The sequence below is a fragment of the Bacillus sp. 3103sda1 genome, assembly GCF_024159135.1.
In the GTDB taxonomy this organism is placed as follows: Bacteria; Bacillota; Bacilli; order Bacillales; family Bacillaceae_G; genus Bacillus_A; species Bacillus_A rhizoplanae.
On sequence record NZ_JAMYWS010000001.1, the window covers coordinates 4,163,563 to 4,180,972 of the forward strand.

13 protein-coding genes and 1 pseudogene are annotated in these 17,410 nt (G+C 39.5%); 4 read left to right on the top strand and 10 right to left on the bottom strand.

The genetic code is table 11. The features are described from left to right. Nucleotides 1-180: 180 nt before the first annotated feature. The 5 genes and pseudogenes from NKR74_RS20850 to NKR74_RS20870 form a co-directional block, all read right to left on the bottom strand. Nucleotides 181-477 (bottom strand): WXG100 family type VII secretion target, encoded by a 297-nt coding sequence (locus NKR74_RS20850; RefSeq protein ID WP_098306453.1) that lies wholly within the window; start codon nucleotides 475-477, stop codon nucleotides 181-183. A gap of 439 nt (nucleotides 478-916) precedes the next feature. After that, nucleotides 917-1,735, bottom strand: a complete 819-nt coding sequence (gene menB / locus NKR74_RS20855) for a 1,4-dihydroxy-2-naphthoyl-CoA synthase (protein ID WP_098306808.1) — start codon at nucleotides 1,733-1,735, stop codon at nucleotides 917-919. Between the two features lie 36 nt (nucleotides 1,736-1,771). After that, nucleotides 1,772-2,560 (bottom strand): annotated as a pseudogene (gene menH, locus NKR74_RS20860) (2-succinyl-6-hydroxy-2,4-cyclohexadiene-1-carboxylate synthase); the annotation flags it as partial. Further along, on the bottom strand, nucleotides 2,557-4,311 hold the full coding sequence (menD, locus tag NKR74_RS20865) for a 2-succinyl-5-enolpyruvyl-6-hydroxy-3-cyclohexene-1-carboxylic-acid synthase (RefSeq protein WP_253630727.1): 1,755 nt from the start codon (nucleotides 4,309-4,311) through the stop codon (nucleotides 2,557-2,559). The gene menD and the pseudogene menH, both read right to left, overlap by 4 nt. Further along, complete coding sequence (locus NKR74_RS20870; RefSeq protein WP_098306449.1) at nucleotides 4,308-5,702, bottom strand: isochorismate synthase; 1,395 nt, start codon at nucleotides 5,700-5,702, stop codon at nucleotides 4,308-4,310. Before NKR74_RS20870 ends, menD begins: the two co-directional genes overlap by 4 nt. Before the next feature lie 247 nt (nucleotides 5,703-5,949). Between NKR74_RS20870 and NKR74_RS20875 the strand changes: the two genes are divergently transcribed. Further along, nucleotides 5,950-6,903: a 1,4-dihydroxy-2-naphthoate polyprenyltransferase gene (locus NKR74_RS20875; protein WP_253630728.1), complete on the top strand. Its 954-nt coding sequence runs from the start codon at nucleotides 5,950-5,952 to the stop codon at nucleotides 6,901-6,903. A 206-nt stretch (nucleotides 6,904-7,109) separates the two neighbouring features. Here the strand turns inward: NKR74_RS20875 and iscB are convergent, their stop codons facing one another. Then, on the bottom strand, nucleotides 7,110-8,357 hold the full coding sequence (gene iscB / locus NKR74_RS20880) for an RNA-guided endonuclease IscB (protein ID WP_253630729.1): 1,248 nt from the start codon (nucleotides 8,355-8,357) through the stop codon (nucleotides 7,110-7,112). A gap of 458 nt (nucleotides 8,358-8,815) precedes the next feature. Then, the gene (locus NKR74_RS20885; protein WP_253630730.1) at nucleotides 8,816-9,601 is read right to left on the bottom strand and encodes an enoyl-CoA hydratase/isomerase family protein; all 786 of its coding nucleotides are present in this window, start codon (nucleotides 9,599-9,601) and stop codon (nucleotides 8,816-8,818) included. A 336-nt stretch (nucleotides 9,602-9,937) separates the two neighbouring features. On the opposite strand from NKR74_RS20885, the gene NKR74_RS20890 reads away from it, so the two are divergent. Next, the gene (locus NKR74_RS20890) at nucleotides 9,938-10,669 is read left to right on the top strand and encodes a yteA family sporulation protein (protein WP_253630731.1); all 732 of its coding nucleotides are present in this window, start codon (nucleotides 9,938-9,940) and stop codon (nucleotides 10,667-10,669) included. A gap of 160 nt (nucleotides 10,670-10,829) precedes the next feature. Here NKR74_RS20890 and cspD read toward each other — a convergent pair whose 3' ends face one another. Continuing rightward, entirely contained in the window at nucleotides 10,830-11,030 is a 201-nt protein-coding gene (cspD, locus tag NKR74_RS20895; protein ID WP_035432508.1) for a cold-shock protein CspD, read from the bottom strand. Between the two features lie 286 nt (nucleotides 11,031-11,316). Between cspD and NKR74_RS20900 the strand changes: the two genes are divergently transcribed. Next, complete coding sequence (locus NKR74_RS20900) at nucleotides 11,317-12,099, top strand: TIGR00266 family protein (protein WP_098306441.1); 783 nt, start codon at nucleotides 11,317-11,319, stop codon at nucleotides 12,097-12,099. 267 nt (nucleotides 12,100-12,366) lie between these two features. Continuing rightward, the gene (locus NKR74_RS20905; RefSeq protein ID WP_098306439.1) at nucleotides 12,367-13,089 is read left to right on the top strand and encodes a lipase family protein; all 723 of its coding nucleotides are present in this window, start codon (nucleotides 12,367-12,369) and stop codon (nucleotides 13,087-13,089) included. 263 nt (nucleotides 13,090-13,352) lie between these two features. Here the strand turns inward: NKR74_RS20905 and NKR74_RS20910 are convergent, their stop codons facing one another. Together NKR74_RS20910 and glgA are read right to left on the bottom strand one after the other, a co-directional pair. Continuing rightward, a complete protein-coding gene (locus tag NKR74_RS20910; RefSeq protein WP_098306437.1) occupies nucleotides 13,353-15,761 on the bottom strand; it encodes a glycogen/starch/alpha-glucan phosphorylase in 2,409 nt (802 codons plus the stop codon). A gap of 135 nt (nucleotides 15,762-15,896) precedes the next feature. After that, entirely contained in the window at nucleotides 15,897-17,405 is a 1,509-nt protein-coding gene (gene glgA, locus NKR74_RS20915; RefSeq protein ID WP_253630732.1) for a glycogen synthase GlgA, read from the bottom strand. Nucleotides 17,406-17,410: the final 5 nt, after the last annotated feature.

Here is a 17,410-nt window from a genome sequence, read left to right on the forward strand (position 1 = left end):
CATTGTTAGAATGCAGCTTATTTTTGTCCTTCAAATGTATAGCCTTAAACTGCATCAACATAATTGCAATGGAGAGAATGATTATTATTAAAATTTCAAAATTAAACCACTTATATATAAATCAGCCATACAACAAAAGTCGCATGGCTCATTTATCAATCTTCTACTATTCAAGCTTTCTTATTTCAAGCCAAAATTACGTGATAGCTGCTCATCATGTTCAGCAACAGCTTGTGCAGTTCTGTCTAATTGAACGTTAATCTCATGTAATAATTGAGAGAAGCTTTGTACTTTCGGTTTTAATTCATTAAATTGTTGATCAAACCCTTGGAAAGCACGACCTTCCCATTCACCTCTTAATTCATTTTGTAGCCCTTCCAGCTTGCGTAAAATACTATCAATTTCTTGAGAGCTTCTACCATATAGAGCTGCTTTAGCTTTAAGTTCCTCAGGACTCATACGAATTTGTCCAGACATTTAATATTCCCCCTATCAATATGCGAAAATTGTAAAATTAACCATTTTAATTTTACAATTTCTATTATAACAATAATGATAAAATTATAGGAAGTAAAATTTGCCTTTTTGTATATAAATATCCAATATTAGAAGCATTTATTTATATATAAATATAATAATATTTTGTTATTATACAAGAATAACTGTAATCTAATACAGATTTTTGAAAATCATGTTAGAAAGCTGGCTAATCATAAAGTGAAACTTCCATCAGTGGGGTTCTTCATCCCCCACTGATGGTTAGTTGAACCAATCGGGCTTTTACGAGCAGTTTCCCCCACCTATCTTCTTTGTTTCTCTCTCAATCTTGAGGTGAGGGTCTTACTGCCCGTTAATGCGGGATACAAAAAAGAGACTTGATGAAATTTCATCAAGTCTCTTTTGTTCATCTTCCCGATCACGGGAATCGAGGGAATTGTCCAAAGTCCGGACGGCGTTTTTCTTTAAACGCATCGCGGCCTTCTTTTGCTTCGTCTGTTGTGTAGTATAGTAGCGTTGCATCGCCAGCTAGTTGCTGAATACCAGCAAGGCCATCTGTATCTGCATTAAATGCAGCTTTTAAGAAACGAAGTGCCATCGGGCTGTTTGCTAAAATTTCTTCTGCCCATTTCACAGTTTCTTCTTCTAGCTGTTCTAATGGTACAACTGTATTGATTAAGCCCATATCAAGTGCTTCTTGCGCATTGTATTGACGGCATAAGTACCAAATTTCACGTGCTTTCTTATGGCCAACCATACGAGCTAAATAGCCAGCGCCGTATCCGCCATCAAAGCTACCTACTTTTGGACCAGTTTGGCCAAATACTGCGTTATCTGCTGCGATTGTTAAATCACATACGATGTGAAGAACATGTCCACCACCGATTGCATAACCTGCTACCATTGCGATAACTGGTTTTGGAATCGCGCGAATTAAACGTTGTAAGTCTAATACGTTTAGACGTGGGATTTGGTCTTCCCCAACATATCCGCCATGACCGCGAACCTTTTGGTCACCGCCAGAACAGAATGCACGGCCACCTTCACCTGTTAAAATGATAACGCCAACATTTTCATCATCTCGTGCATGTGCAAAAGCATCGATTAACTCCATTACCGTTTTTGGACGGAATGCATTATGTACTTCAGGACGGTTAATCGAAATCTTTGCGATTCCATTGTATGTGGAGTAAATAATATCTTCGTAATTTCCTTCTTTTACCCATTCAATCGTCATTTTATCTCTACCTCCTTTTATGTTTTGCAAAAAGCCCCTTACTATTGTATCAAACTTTTGCGGTTGTTCCACATGAATTGCATGGCCCGCTCCAATAATTTGTACAAATTCAGCATGAGGGATATGTTTTTTCATCTTTGTTAAGATGTGAAAGAACTTTTCATCATATTCTCCGCTCATGAGTAAGACCGGCATTTGCAAGTGTTGCAATTCATTCCACCAAGATGGCTGCGCTCCTGTTCCCATGCCCCGCAAGCTATTTGCAAGACCCTCAGGATCATTAGCTAACCTTTCTTCACGTACGCTAGCTTGTACATGAAGCGGTAATTTTTTTTGCGTGGCAAAGAGCGGAATGTTCTCCCATTTTTCCACAAAAGCAGAAACGCCTTCTCGTTCAATCTTTTCAGCAAGCTGTTCATCCTTTTGTCTACGCTCTTCACGTTCTGCTTCTGTTATCAGTCCCGCTGTACAGTTTTCTAACAAAAGAGACAAGACGCGCTCTGGATATAAGCAAGCAAGCGTAAGCGCAAGGCGCCCGCCCATAGAATAACCTAACATATGCGCTTTTTCAATTTGCAAATGATCGAACAAAGCAATGAGATGCCCAGCTACCGTTTCTATGTTATAGTGCCGGGTTTCCTTTGGACTTTCCGTTTTACCATGTCCGATTATATCGACTAAAATCACTTGAAACTGATCGCTCCATGCAGGGACAAACGAACGCCATGTTTCCATGCTGCCTGTAAAACCATGAAGTACAAGAAGCGGCTCGCCGCTTCCGATTACCTCATATTCGTAAGAAATACCATGTACGTTTACTTTCATTTCCCTTCACCTTGCAATGCTTCTGAAACAATGGCTGCTGCCTCTGCCATAATGTCACGATGAAGCTGTAAGTTCTCTTCACGATCTGTTTGGATTTCAATCACATGCAGTCCATTTTCTCTCGTACCTTTGTCCACTTCATTTCGAAACGCTTCCCATGTTTTTACGCGCTGGAATGAACCGTTATACATCTTGACAACATGTTCATAATCAAGCCCGAGCGGCGTACCAAATAATGCTTCAAAATGTTCTTTCTGTTCATACTGCGGTAAAAATGAGAAAATACCGCCGCCATCATTGTTAACGACAACAATAGTTGCATTTAAATCATGTAGCTTTGCTGCTAACAATCCATTTAAATCATGGTAGAACGATAAATCCCCCACAACTAATACGAGCGAATCACGAGCTACACTCACCCCAAGCGCTGTCGAAACAATGCCATCAATGCCATTGACACCGCGATTTGCTAGCACTTCAATATTTTTATCATTTGAGAAGAAAAATGTATCTGTATCACGAATTGGCATACTGTTACTTACAAATAAAGTTGCATCATTTGGCAGAACATCTACAAGTTCTGTAATCACTTTTCCTTCAAATGCATGTTCATACGATTCAATTTTAATAAGCTTCTCTTTTGTTACAGCATTTATCTGTTGCCACATATGAAGCCAGTCATAGTTGCTTTGCTGCTTGACATCATTTACAAGCTGCTCACAAAATTTAGCATCATTTGCATACACAACTTCTGTGGACATAAGCGCTGGATCACGCCAATTTCCAGATTCGTCAACAACAATGTGCAATGCTTCTGTTTGCTTTTTCAAGTATTGCGTAAGTGCTTTAGAAATTGGCATACCGCCGAAACGAATGATCACATCTGGTTTCCAACTATCGCGAAGTTGTTCATTTCGTAAAAATGTATCATAGCAATCTATAATCGTCTCTTTATCGTGAAGACCGCTGCGAAGCCCAGAAAGCGGATCTGCAAGAATCGGATAACCATATGCTTTTGAAAAAGCCACGACAGCTTCTGCAATATTTGGATGACTATCATCACCACATACAATAAGCCCCTTTTTCATATGCGAAAGGCGCTCTCGTAAAGATGCTGCATATTCATCCGTCACCGCTATTTTCCCTTGATGAACGGTTGTTTCGTATTCTCCGCGGCCTTTTTCCCATAAATTTTCTAAAGAGAAATTCGGAATTAACGGCTCGCGAATCGGAAAGTTTACATGAACGGGTCCTTTCGGCGTTTGTAATGCCGCTGCTATCCCTCGTCCCGCTGTCATCCGTGCATATCGATACATTGGTTCTGCTGCTTCTGGAAGTGCCATTTCAATAAATTGTTTTACAAACGAACCGAACAAATGAAATTGATTCATTGCTTGCGGTGCACCAATATCTCGCAATTCATGCGGACGATCCGCTGTCAGTACGAGAAGCGGGATGCGCGAATGAAATGCTTCGCATATAGCTGGATAATAGTTTGCTGCCGCTGTGCCTGATGTACATAATAATGCAACAGGGCGTTTTTTTGCCTTCGCAATGCCAAGAGCAAAAAAGGCCGCTGATCTTTCATCCACGTGTAAATATGTGCGGATTTGTTCATGCTGCGTCATTAATAAGGCAAGCGGCGTTGACCGTGAACCCGGGCTAATGACAACATCCTGCACATGCAGGCGCGCCAATTCATCAACAAACGCGCCTAAGTAATACGATAATGCTTCTATATGATTGCTCATCTAGATAGTCCCTCCAAAGCAGAAAGCATCGGCTTAAATTTCAGCCTTGTTTCCTCATACTCTAAATGCGGCTTTGAATCAATGACAATGCCGCATCCAGCAAATAACGAAGCTTGTTTACCAGACAATAATCCGCAGCGAAGTGCTACGGCAAATTCTCCGTTTCCTTGCTCATCAACCCAGCCCATTGGCGCTCCGTATAACCCGCGATCTAATAGCTCTACTTCACGAATCAATTTCAGCGCTTCTTCTCGCGGTGTTCCTCCAAGAGCTGGTGTTGGATGAAGTTCTTCAATCATCGATAATAAATCACCATTTCCATTTGCTTGTACTGGTGTATATAGATGAAGTAAATTTTTCGTCTTCAATAATTGCGGTTCATATGGAATATCGACCGTTTCACAATGCCTTGTTAACACACTGCGAATCATGTTTACAACATAATCATGCTCTGCTAAATTTTTCTCATCATGCAAAAGTTCATATCCATTCTCTTTCGTTTCCTCTTCTGAAGCACCTCGTCCAATCGAACCGGCAAGACACATGGATGTATATGTTTCTCCCTCTTTACGAAGAAGCCTTTCTGGCGTTGCTCCTAAGAAGCACGTTCCTTTATAATCAAACGCAAATACATAACAATCCGGTTGACCTATACGAAGTGCTGCCAAAACAGAAGCCGAATCAACATCTTTATCCATAACAAGTTGCATCTCACGAGCTAACACAACTTTTTGAACAGCCCCTCGCTTCATTTCTTCCTGCACTTGTTCAATTGCTTGCAGCCATTTCTCGGGCTCTACTTCTACTTTCGAAAGAATGGTCACATGCTCTTCCACGAAGGAATGCTTGCTTTGCTGCAACAATTGCTCCTCAGCGTTTTGCAATTCCTCATAAATCTTTTCTGCACAATCATTTCCAGAAACAAAACGGTTCACTGTTAACCATGCCTTTTCATTCTTTACCGTTAACAAAAAAGCTGGCAATTGCAGTGTTGTATCGTGAAATGACTTCCATAAATCTGTTCTTTCTTTTCGTGGATCAAAAGCAAAACCACCAAATAAAAGCGGCCCTGTTCCAAATTCGTAAGTATCACGATGAATTACTGCTTCGTCTTTCAATCGCGCCCACTCTTGACGAGCATTTTGAAAGCGCTTATCAGAAGAATTTGCTATAGTAAAGGCAGAACCTACTCCAGCGAAGATAACGTGCTGCGATGGATCTGCAAAATAACATCTGTCTCTATATCCAAATTGTGTTCCTGCTGCATAAAAAAGGAGTGGATCAACCCATTCCACTTGCTTCACAAAACTAACGAGTACTTGCCCGTCAGCTGCGCGCTGAATCGCAGTAAGAATCACATCTTTTACATCATGTTGTTTCGTTTGAATCACACAGTCTCCCCCCTATGGGCGAAAAATAGTCATAAATACGCTTGATTTTAAGATACACCTCAAACGAAAGGTGTGTCAATGTTTAGCATTTCTGAGAAAATCCGAGCATATTCCTAGAAAATAAACGTTGACACTATATGATGCTTTTCCTACACTTAATTGTGTACTTTTTGTGTACGTGTTCTGCTCTAATGGGCAGTAAGAACTCATTTTTATTTTATATAACAAACAGATAGGAGGATTCCATATGGAAGTAAAAACTGAAACGAATTCCTCTTCCATGCAGCCAAAGCCAAGTAAACAAACGGGCTGGCGTATTTGGTGGAGTTTATTACGTCCTCATACATTAACTGCAGCTTTTGTTCCCGTCTTTATTGGAACAACTTATGCTATGCATGTTGAAGGTATTAGCAAAATAAATCTTCCTCTTTTCCTTAGCATGCTTCTTGCTTGCCTTCTCATTCAGGCAGCAACAAACATGTTTAACGAATACTTCGATTATAAAAGAGGGCTTGATCATGAAGGATCCGTTGGGATTGGCGGTGCGATCGTTCGCGATGGTATTCAGCCGAAAACAGTATTAAACTTAGCGTTTGGATTCTTTGGCATCGCAATTTTATTAGGAATTTACATTTGTATGAGCTCCAGCTGGTGGCTTGCGGCAATCGGTCTTATTTGTATGGCTGTTGCCTACTTATATACAGGCGGTCCAATTCCAATTGCCTATACACCTTTTGGAGAATTAACAGCAGGATTATTTATGGGTGTTATTATTATTGGAATTTCCTTCTTTATTCAAACTGGAACTGTAACATCAGAAGTTATATTACTATCCATTCCAAACGCCATTTTAATTGGAGCCATTCTACTTGCCAATAATATTCGCGATTTAGATGGCGACAAAGAAAACGGACGAAAAACATTAGCCATTTTAGTCGGACGAAACAATGCAATTAGTGTGTTAGCATCCATGTTTATCATTTCTTATATATGGACGATTGCCCTTATTATTGTCGGTATTGCCTCACCGTGGATGCTCGTAGTCTTTCTAAGCGTTCCAAAAGCATTTAAAGCAACAAAAGGTTTTATCGGAAAGAGCATCCCAATGGAAATGGCACCTGCGATGGTTGCAACAGCAAAAACAAATACAATTTTTGGATTTTTAATGGGAATTGGGTTATTACTTGGATATTTCCTATAAGAAAAGCGCAAGTGTAAAAGCACTTGCGTTTTTTTATGGTACATTCATGTTATATATTGTCGAATCGTCTTTATCCCGCATGAACGGGCAGTAAGTGTTGAATTGGAATACAGTTTAACGTATTTCCGAAAGAAGTCCCCATCTTCAAGCGCGTGACGGGCAAAAGCCCAGCGGTAAGGTGGGGGTGAATTTCGGTTAGGCATAGCCTAACTGATTTGTAAGAACTGCCAATTGTTCGTATGGTGTATACGTTCCATATCTGACATCTTCACTTGCTTATAGGATTTAGAAGAGTTTTGTATATATTGTCCATGTATATCTTGTACGTATACCATTTTTCCTGTAAATCCTGTCACAAATCCTACTTGTCCAAATACCCTTACTTTATCACCTAAATAGATTCCATCTATATGTGGTGTATTTTTCTTGTTCCGTTTTGCACTTGTATTCTTTGTTTTCCTTCCTTTTCTTGCGGTTGCTTCATGCAGGGAGCGTTTTTTCTTTCTGAATTGCTTAATGCGAAACTCACCGCTTTGATCATATTCTTGTAGTTGTGTTGGATGGGTAATCGCAATGGCGTCATTTACATGTGTTTTTGATAAACCCAATTCTTTTCGCTTTGGGGTGGTGTAACTGCCGTACGTAATGTCACAATCTAAACGAGTCATGATTTGTAAACGCAATATATTCATAAAAGCAGTCTCTTTATATTGTTTTGGTTTTTCGAAACTGTGTTTGATTTTTCCTTGATGAAATTGTTGATGGCATTCATCGTGCACTGTTACAAGATTATCTGCCATATCTGAACCGCCATTGCATCGTTCAATGATATGATGCGTATGCAAAATGCCACCTTTCTTCTTACAAATTTGACAGGTGTAATTGTCTCTTGCGAATATATAATATCTCGTATTCCAAAACCCAAAGGTATCTCCTTGTTGGTATTCTGTTCCTTGTATATCGGGATTTTTTAGCTTTTGTGCATCAAATTTCCCTACTTCGACGATGACTTTTGGAGATGGTAATAACGAGCGAAATATTTCAATCCAATGAATTTGGTTATCCACTCTGCTTTGAATCGATGGCGGCAACCATCCTTCTTTCTTTTTCCGATTGAGAAAACGTGCTTTTCGATATCTTGTTTTTCGTTGTCTTCTACCTCTGCGTAATGTAGCTCTCAGTGTAAGATTTTCTTTGACGTCCTGGCGTACCTCAATGGTTCCTTTTGCTAGCACTTTGTCTTCAGTGGTAATCGCAATGCCGATATGCTTTGCTCCGCTGTCAACACCGATTGTGACGGGTTGCACCGCTTCACCTGTGGCATATTGTAATTGAATTGTAAACGGAGTGTAGCCAATAACCTTTGCTTTTCCTTGTTTGAGAAGAATCCGTGCCTTACGATGACTGCAAGGCATGAGCGGTTCTCCTCTTAAATTCTTGACAAATACACGCATGTTTTGCCCCTCCTAAGAGTTTGTTTCCCTTCGCCAATGTTTGTAGGTGTTGGCAACTTCTTGGATAAGAAGTCTTGTGGTTGACCGTTCCTTCCCAATCAGAACTGTTACAGAGCCACCATAGAGCCAAGAACTAGGGAATCATTCTTGGGTATGCAACCTACGAACGGAGTCTATAAAGGACTAAGGCTAGACAACCAGGGCTTTTTACAAGCCCCCACTTCAAAATGCGTTAGCGTTTAAGTGGTGGGTAGTTGACCATTCCTTCCCAATCAGAACTGTTATAGAGCCACCATAGAGCCAAGAACTAGGGAATCATTCTTGGATATGCAACCTACGAACGGAGTCCACGAAAGACCGAGGCTAGACAACCAGGGCTTTTTTCAAGCCACCACTTCAAAACGTGTTAGCGTTTAAGTGGTGGGTAGTTGACATCCACACATGATTGTTTTCATTAACTATCTTCCTTTAAATAATGGTTGGGTCTTTTCTAAAAATGATTTAGTTCCTTCTCTGAAGTCCTCGGTGGACGCTATCAAACCGAAATAATCTGCACCGAGAAGTGCAGACTCTTCTAAAGTTAAATTACCTCCCCGATGAATTGCCTCCCAAGTCATTTTTACTGCGATAGGAGACTGAGACAGAATTTCTAAAATAAGCGTTTCTACTTCTGATAATAATTTATCGGGTTCAACAATCCTATTAATTAGTCCTATTCTATAAGCTTCGTCTGCGCTTATCACGTTTCCGGTGAGCAATAGCTCTGTAGCACGCCCCTTACCTATAAGTCTGGGCAGTCTCGTAGTTCCTCCAAAACCGGCAACAGCTCCAATACGGACTTCAGGATGTCCTAATCTAGCATGATTAGCACAAACACGGAGCGTACAGGATTCAGCTAACTCAAGTCCGCCTCCCAGTGCGAAGCCGTTGATGGCAGCAACAACTACTTTCCCTAATGACTCAATTTTATTAGTAACTGTAACAGCTAACTGAGCTAAATCTCGTACTTCTAGCGGAGTGGCTTTATTGAGAAACTGAATGTCAGCACCTGCGGAAAATGCCTTTTCTCCGGCACCGATGATTATCACTGCCTTTATACTTGAATCAGTTTTAACCCTGTCCAAGACGGACGAAAGTTGTTCAAGAACATCTCGGTTTAACGCATTTAGTGCTTCCGGTCTGTTTAGTGTAATTCTTGCGATACCATTTTCTTCAGTGTAGAGGACGACATTTTTATTTAACATCTTAATCCCTCCAATAGTTTGGTGTACCGACACAAAAGGTTGCCTTCCTTGAAACACCTTTCAATATTAGATGTTCTTACATAAAAACCCTCTTCAGACAAAAATATTTAAAGAAGAAAAATTTCGCAATTTTTTTATGTCGCGACTTTATTTGAAATATCGCATCTATTTTATAAACATCGTGACTTTATTTTAAGCCCACAGTAAGACCCCTACTGATGGGAGTTTCACTCTATATTATGTTGAACCGCCGATATATTAACGTATTATTTTTCATAATTCCTGTAATTGAGCTCATACTACTTAAAGAAACCGAATTGTAGGAAGGTGGATTTTATGCTAACTCCACAACAAATGGATCATTTTCAATCTGTACTACAAAAACAAAAACAAGAGCTTGAACAAACGCTGCAAAATCATGAACATCGAGGGCAAGCTTCTGAACGTGATTCAGTTGGCGAACTCTCTGCGTATGATAATCACCCTGGAGACATGGGAACAGAATTGTATGAACGTGAAAAAGACTTAGGGTTAGTTGAATTTTGGCATAAACAACTTACGGATGTAAAGCATGCCCTGCAAAAAATAGAAGCTGGAACATACGGGATTTGCGAAGTATCGGGTGAACCAATTCCACTTGAACGTTTAGAAGCAATGCCGACTGCAACAACTTGTATCGAACATACACATAATAAACTAATCCTTGGTGCGCGTCCTATTGAAGAAGAACTTATTGAGCCTCCTTTTGGTAAATATGATATGGATAGTGCTGTTGGTTATGATGCTGAAGATGCTTGGCAAGATGTTGCTTTATATGGAACGTCAGAAACTCCTGCTGATTTAGAGCGCCGCGACTCTAAAAATTTTAATGAGATGTATGTAGATGCAGAGGAACCGCGCGGATATGTTGAGGATTTTGAAAACTTTATTGGAACAGATATGTACGGAAAAAACGTACAAGTATATGCCACAGAAGCACATGAAGAATATGAACAAATGCTAGATGACTACGAAAAAAGAACCTTTAACGGCGAACTTTCTTCAGATGAGTCAAGTTCAAAACCATAAAGTGAAACTTCCATCGGAGTGCCTTTTCTCCGATGGTTAGTTGAACCAATCGGGTTCTTAGGAACAGTTTCTTCCCTGTATCTCTTACACCTTTACTGTTCCTTTGAGCGGGATAAAAAAAAGAAACATTCCTTATTCAGGAATGTTTCTTTTGCCTTCATTACTTTTTAGTAACGTTAGCAGCTTGAGGTCCGCGGTTACCTTCAACGATTTCGAAAGAAACTTCTTGACCTTCTTCTAAAGTTTTGAAGCCTTCGCCTTGAATTGCAGAGAAATGTACGAATACATCTTCGCCACCTTCAACTTCGATGAAACCAAAACCTTTTTCGCCGTTAAACCATTTTACTTTTCCTGTTTGCATTGCATGTACCTCCTAAATAAAAAGAAATCTATCTATTGGAAACTACATACAAAGGTCGAGATAAACATCATGATTTCCTCACAAGCTAATGCTTTGAAACAAACACGCTTTATTTCCGTACCACATTATGCAGCTCAATAGTTCTTTTACTATATCATGCCCGAAATAAAACGTCAAATAAAACAGAAATATCTTTTTGAAAATTAACAAAACTTGTATTTTCTATTTGAAGATGTTTCGGTACAATATAAATACGGATATACATATTTATAATTGAGGTGAAACCATGAAAGCACATGAGATCGAATACAAATTATACGGCGATGATATGCAGTTTGTTGAAATTGAGTTAGACCCGCAAGAGAGCGTAGTTGCTGAAGCCGGTGCTATGATGATGATGGAAGACAATATTGAAATGGAAACAGTATTTGGTGACGGTGCTGCACAAACAGGTGGATTTTTCGGCAAGCTTGTCGGTGCTGGGAAACGTCTCGTGACAGGTGAGAGCTTATTCATGACTGTATTTACAAATACAGGACATGAAAAACGTCATGTTTCATTTGCAGCTCCGTATCCTGGGAAAATTATCCCTGTTGATTTAACTGAGTATCGCGGGAAAGTAATCTGCCAAAAGGATTCTTTTCTATGTGCTGCAAAAGGTGTTTCTGTCGGCATTGAATTTACAAAAAAACTTGGTAGCGGCTTCTTCGGCGGCGAAGGATTTATTATGCAAAAACTTGAAGGTGACGGCCTTGCTTTCATGCATGCCGGCGGAACAGTTTATAAGCGTGAGTTAAAACCAGGAGAAAGATTAAAAATTGATACTGGTTGCCTCGTTGCAATGACACAAGATGTTGACTATGATATTCAATTTGTTGGTAATGTAAAAAGTGCAATCTTCGGTGGTGAAGGCCTATTCTTCGCAACATTACAAGGACCGGGAACGGTTTGGGTTCAATCTTTAACATTAAGCCGCTTAGCACAGCGCATCGCTGGCCCAGGAGCAAAAAATTCCGGAGAAGGCAGTATTCTCGGTGGACTTGGACGCATTCTGGATGGCGACGAGTAAAGTTTTACTAACCAACCGGGCTCTTACGGGCAGTTTTACTCCCCGCTCTTCTCTATCCTTTACTGCCCGTTAGTGCGGGGTAAAGTGAAACTTCCATCGGGAGTGCCTTTCTCCGATGGTTAGTTGAACCAATCGGGCTCTTACGGGCAGTTTTACTCCCTGCTCTTCTCTATCCTTTACTGCCCGTTAGTGCGGGGTAAGTAAAAGAATGAAATCCATATCCTCCTCATATATTGAATTATATTTCATCATGAGGAGGACTTTTCTATGCCAACTTCTGTATCCTTTCATAAGGATACCGCTGTGTTGTTAGCTACATGCTGCGAGCTAACATATGAGCAATATAAGCAAAATGGCATTTTCACCATTCCCGAAGGTTTTCGATATATACAAGGCTTTCAGGCAAAAGCCATTCAAACAACAACTTGGTTTGGATTTATTTTAGAATCAGAGGATCAAATTATTGTAGCCTTTCGCGGGACACAATCCGACCGTGATTGGATGGCCGATTCGATAGTCCAACAAAAACCATATCCATTTACTGCAAATAGCGGCAATGTTCATAGCGGCTTTCTTTCTATTTACGAATCATGTAGAGATACAATAATGGACACCCTCGTTTCCCTATCTTCTCATAAAGCACTTTTTGTTACTGGACATAGTTTAGGAGGAGCCCTTGCTACCCTGCACATACTAGACGCCCGTGTAAACACTTCATTCTCTCATTACACTCTCTACAATTTCGGCTCCCCGAAAGTCGGAGATATTGCCTTTCGAAATTATTATAAAATGCAAGTGGCCAACAGCTTTCGCTTCGTAAATTTATTTGATGTCGTCCCGCTTCTTCCTCCTCGTAAAGTACAATTTGAAGAAAATAAATGGGAATATTCTCATATTCATCGCAGTATGACCTTTACGAAAAATATGAATTCCATTACAAAAAACCATCACATTACAACTTATAAAACGTCAATTGCCACTCTTTTTTAAAAGGTCTATATTGGAGACCGAACATAGTAAAAGCTATCGTTACATTCTTTCTAGTTATGCTTGTTGTTTTTACAGGTTTCTTTACATTTTCGTACTTTGCTACAACAGAATACGATGGACACGGTATATTATATGCACCGTTCTATCCTACTTCTGCCACAAAGTAAAACGACTTGAAATGTTTACAAGTCGTTTTTTTCGTTTTCCTTTAGTGAACAATTGTTCCGTTTCTCGAAACTATTTAGATGAAACTCTACTTTCTTTTACCGCGCTCGCATGCCCTCTGCGATTCTCCAAATATCACGACTGTACTGTAAGATTGTTCGGTCACTTGCGAAATGACCAGATTTCGCAATATTAACAGTACTCATTTCAAGCCATTTTTTTCGATTCTCATATGTTCTTCCAACTTTTTCTTGCACATCTGCATACGGTGCAAAGTCCCGGAGAACAAAATATTCATCATTTTGAATAAGAAGGGAATCGAAAATAGCTTCAAACTCATCACCCGCATCCTCAAAAAAGCCATTTGTCAGCTGATTGACGACTTTTTGAATGCGCATATCATGATGATAATAATCGCTAGCACGGTATCCGCCATTTTGATAATAATGTAGTACTTCTTCTGCAGTTAAACCGAAAATAAAAATAGCATCATTTCCAACAGTTTCTTTTATTTCAACATTAGCACCATCTAGCGTACCAACCGTTATCGCACCGTTCATCATAAATTTCATATTTCCGGTTCCTGATGCTTCTTTACTTGCAGTTGAAATTTGTTCACTCACATCTGCCGCTGGAAAAATATCTTCGGCAAGAGAAACGCGATAGTTTTCTAGAAAAATAACTTTCATATATTGACTTACATACGGATCATCATTCACTTTTCGGGCTAATTCATTTATAAGTTTAATAATCTTTTTCGCATAATAATAACCAGGCGATGCCTTTGCACCAAAAATAAATGTACGCGGATAAAAGGAAAAACTAGAATCTTCTTTTAAACGATTGTACAAATATAAAATATGCAGCACATTTAATAATTGCCGCTTGTATGCATGTAGCCGTTTTACTTGCACATCAAAAATAGAATATGGATCAACAACAATACCTGTTTGTTTTTCAATCCGCTTCATTAACAATTCTTTTCGCACTTGTTTTACATTATGAAGCGCATCTTGAAATGCTGCATCATACTTATAATTCCCTAAAGTTTGCAGCTGATCTGGCTCCTTCACCCAATCTGTTCCAATTGTTTCACAAATTAATTTTGACAGCTGCGGATTTGCTTTTAATAACCAGCGCCGATGCGTAATTCCATTCGTCTTATTATTGAATTTCTCTGGATAAAACTCATAAAACAATCGCATCTCTCGCTGCTTTAATATTTCCGTATGAATGTTAGCAACACCGTTTACACTATGACTGCCAACGATTGCTAAATGTGCCATCTTCACAAGCCCATGAGCGATAATCGCCATATTTTCAATACGATTCCACTCATACGAATACCGCTCCCATAAATCACGACAAAAGCGCTCATTAATTTCTTGTACAATCATATAAATGCGCGGTAATAACGGCTCAAAAATATGAATCGGCCACTTTTCTAACGCTTCAGATAAGGTTGTATGGTTTGTATAAGAAATCGTATGTCTTGTAATATACCACGCATCCTCCCAGCTCATCTTTTCTTCATCAAGCAAAATACGCATTAATTCCGGAATCGCTAAGACAGGGTGCGTATCATTAATATGAATGGCAATTTTCTCATGCAGATTGCGCAGCGTGCCATTTCGTTCACGATGCAACCGAACAATAATTTGTAAGCTAGCAGACACAAGAAAATATTGCTGTTTCAAACGAAGTATTTTTCCTTCATCATGCGTATCATCTGGATATAAGAACTCCGATACTGCTTCCGTTTCCCGTTTATATTTCAATACATCCTTGCAGTTTTGGGGAAATAGAACCGGCTCTGCACTCCAAAGACGCAGTGTATTTACAGTATTTGTCTGATAGCCGACAACAGGTACATCATACGGTACAGCCATAATTGTTTCCGCATTTATATGCCGAAATTCAAGACGTTCATTTGACTGAAATGTATCAACTTGTCCCCAAAAGCTAACTTCCACAGCTTGATCATGCCTTCTTACTTCCCAAACATTCCCGTGACGCAGCCATTGCTCCGGCAGCTCGATTTGATAACCATCCACAATTTTTTGATCAAACAAACCGTGCTTATAGCGAATACCGCACCCGTGGCCTGGCAAATTTAATGAAGCAAGAGAATCAAGAAAACAGGCCGCCAAACGACCAAGACCGCCATTTCCAAGTCCAGCATCTGCTTCAATTTCTTCAAGGTCTTGTAAGTAAATCCCAAGTTCTTCTAATCCTCTCTCGCATACATCACGTATTCCCAAGTTTAAGACATTACTTCCTAATAAACGCCCTAATAAAAACTCAATCGATAAGTAATACATTTGCTTTTGATTGTCTGTCCGATATCGTTCATTCGTCTCAATCCAGCGCTGACTAATATATTCACGTACCATATGTCCGAGCGTATTATATTGATCTTGCACAGTCGAATCTTTAAAACTTTTACCATACATCGTTTCTAGCTTTTCTAAAAAAGCAGCTTTAAAACTCTCTGTACTCGAAAACATCTCTCTCACCTCTTCCAAAATGAAACTACCAGCAGTGGATTTCCCGCTGCTGGTTAGCCCTCCCAATCCGGTTCTAACGAATGAATCCTTCACACATAAAACCCGTTCAGTGAAACATGTATCAATTACGCTTTCCTACTGATGATGAACAAAAAGAATCGGTTGCTTATCATCAATCTCCTGTTGTTCCTCATGAGATTGTGGTTCCTCATTTGATTCGAATAAGCTTTCATAAAGCTCCTTATACTTACGTGCGGACTGCTTCCAGCTATAATCCTCTGTCATTGCTCGTTTCACAAGAGACTGCCATACCTGTTTGTCATGATAATAGTGCAGTGCACGCTGCACCGTATGCAGCATATCGTGCGCATTGAAGTTCGTAAAACTAAAACCATTTCCTTCATTTATAGCTTCATTGTATGATTGAACTGTATCATTTAAACCGCCTGTTTCCCGCACAATTGGAATCGCTCCGTATGCAAGGGCAATTAACTGTCCAAGGCCGCATGGCTCAAATAAAGATGGCATTAGAAACAAATCTGTCCCGGCATACACTTGATGTGCCAGCCCTTCATGAAATCCGATATACACTTTCACTTTATCTGGATATTCATATGCCATTTGTTCAAAAAACTGTTCATATTCTTTATCGCCCGATCCAAGTACAATAAATTGCACATCTTCTTGCATCATTTCATGAAAAACATGACGCACTAAATCTAATCCTTTTTGCTGCGTTAAACGTGTAACCATCGCAATAATAGGTGCCTCTTCTTTTTCTGGCAATCCAAAATAACGCTGTAATGCACGTTTATTATCTCTTTTTTTATGAAGTGAATTTGCATCATACATTGCCGCTATCGTTTTATCATTCTTCGGATTGTACAAAACATCATCAATTCCATTTACAATTCCAACAAGTTTATCGTTATATTTACGCAATAAACCGTCTAACTTCTCTCCGAAAAATGGATATTGAATTTCTTCTTTATATGTCGGACTTACCGCTGTAATCATATCAGAGGCGATAATTCCGCCTTTCATGAAGTTGATGTTTCCGTAAAACTCAAGCTGTTCACTATGAAAATACTCATTGCCAAGCTCCAATAAGTCATCCATAACAATGCGCGGAAACACGCCTTGAAACTGCAAGTTATGAATCGTAAAGACTGTCTTTATCTTTTCGTATAATGGCTGATCACGATATTTTTCACGTAATAAAAAATTTGCCATCGCTGTATGCCAATCATGACAATGCAGAACATCTACTTCAAAATCTATATGCGGAATGCATTCTAATACCGCCTTTGAGAAAAATGAAAAACGTTCGCCATCATCATAATGACCATATAGTGAATCGCGTTTAAAATAATATTCATTGTCGATAAAATAATACGTAATTCCTTCATGCTCCATTTTCAAAATACCGCAATATTGATTACGCCAACCAAGCTGAACCGTAATCACTTTATGAAGCACACATTCTTTTCGTACATGCTCTGGAATTAAACTATAGTACGGAAGCATAACACGCACGTTCATTCCAAGTTTTTGCAATGCCTTTGGAAGTGCTCCAGCTACATCTGCTAATCCACCCGATTTAATAAATGGTAAACATTCTGATACTGCAAATAAAATATTCACTGCGA

What these genes read in the sequence shown, in the direction of transcription:
- NKR74_RS20850 (WP_098306453.1), bottom strand. Translation starts at nt 477, where the DNA reads ATGTCTGGACAAATTCGTATGAGTCCTGAGGAACTTAAAGCTAAAGCA.
- menB (WP_098306808.1), bottom strand. Translation starts at nt 1,735, where the DNA reads ATGACGATTGAATGGGTAAAAGAAGGAAATTACGAAGATATTATTTAC.
- menD (WP_253630727.1), bottom strand. Translation starts at nt 4,311, where the DNA reads ATGAGCAATCATATAGAAGCATTATCGTATTACTTAGGCGCGTTTGTT.
- NKR74_RS20875 (WP_253630728.1), top strand. Translation starts at nt 5,950, where the DNA reads ATGGAAGTAAAAACTGAAACGAATTCCTCTTCCATGCAGCCAAAGCCA.
- iscB (WP_253630729.1), bottom strand. Translation starts at nt 8,357, where the DNA reads ATGCGTGTATTTGTCAAGAATTTAAGAGGAGAACCGCTCATGCCTTGC.
- NKR74_RS20885 (WP_253630730.1), bottom strand. Translation starts at nt 9,601, where the DNA reads ATGTTAAATAAAAATGTCGTCCTCTACACTGAAGAAAATGGTATCGCA.
- NKR74_RS20890 (WP_253630731.1), top strand. Translation starts at nt 9,938, where the DNA reads ATGCTAACTCCACAACAAATGGATCATTTTCAATCTGTACTACAAAAA.
- cspD (WP_035432508.1), bottom strand. Translation starts at nt 11,030, where the DNA reads ATGCAAACAGGAAAAGTAAAATGGTTTAACGGCGAAAAAGGTTTTGGT.
- NKR74_RS20900 (WP_098306441.1), top strand. Translation starts at nt 11,317, where the DNA reads ATGAAAGCACATGAGATCGAATACAAATTATACGGCGATGATATGCAG.
- NKR74_RS20905 (WP_098306439.1), top strand. Translation starts at nt 12,367, where the DNA reads ATGCCAACTTCTGTATCCTTTCATAAGGATACCGCTGTGTTGTTAGCT.
- NKR74_RS20910 (WP_098306437.1), bottom strand. Translation starts at nt 15,761, where the DNA reads ATGTTTTCGAGTACAGAGAGTTTTAAAGCTGCTTTTTTAGAAAAGCTA.